The sequence below is a fragment of the Shewanella sp. SM29 genome (assembly GCF_025654245.1).
Lineage (GTDB): Bacteria > Pseudomonadota > Gammaproteobacteria > Enterobacterales > Shewanellaceae > Shewanella > Shewanella oncorhynchi.
The window spans coordinates 1-597 of the sequence record NZ_JAKKRN010000098.1; the positions used below are offsets into that span (position 1 = coordinate 1).

Consider the following 597-nt stretch of genomic DNA (forward strand, 5'->3'; position numbering starts at 1 on the left):
GTGATGTCAGCGGGATCGTTCGCGCCGACAATGGTGATGGTCACGGTGTGGCTGGCGGTGCCATCGGCACTGGTGACCGTGATGTCACGGGTCAGGGTTTCACCCGCCTTGAGTGACTGCACGTCGCTGTGGCTGTTGTTTAAGGTGTAGGTCCAGTTACCGTCGGCATCAATGCTGAAGAAACCGTAGTTGCCATCGGCGACATTGGTTTGCACTTGGAATACCGCTTCGCCGTTGTCGACGTCGGTGACGGTTAAGGTGCCRGCCACCGTTTGTACTGTGCCTGGCAGGGTGTCGGAATCGCCGTCTTCGGTGACGGTGCCAGCATCGCTGTCGCCGTTACCGASCGTGATGTCAGCGGGATCGTTCGCGCCGACAATGGTGATGGTCACGGTGTGGCTGGCGGTGCCATCGGCACTGGTGACCGTGATGTCACGGGTCAGGGTTTCACCCGCCTTGAGTGACTGCACGTCGCTGTGGCTGTTGTTTAAGGTGTAGGTCCAGTTACCGTCGGCATCAATGCTGAAGAAACCGTAGTTGCCATCGGCGACATTGGTTTGCACTTGGAATACCGCTTCGCCGTTGTCGACGTCGGTG

The 597-nt window shown here is 58.7% G+C and carries 1 protein-coding gene; it reads right to left on the bottom strand.

The genetic code is table 11. The features are described from left to right. Positions 1 to 597, bottom strand: a 597-nt coding sequence (locus tag L5L77_RS22635) for a VCBS domain-containing protein (RefSeq protein ID WP_263223449.1), incomplete at both ends; no start/stop codon positions are given.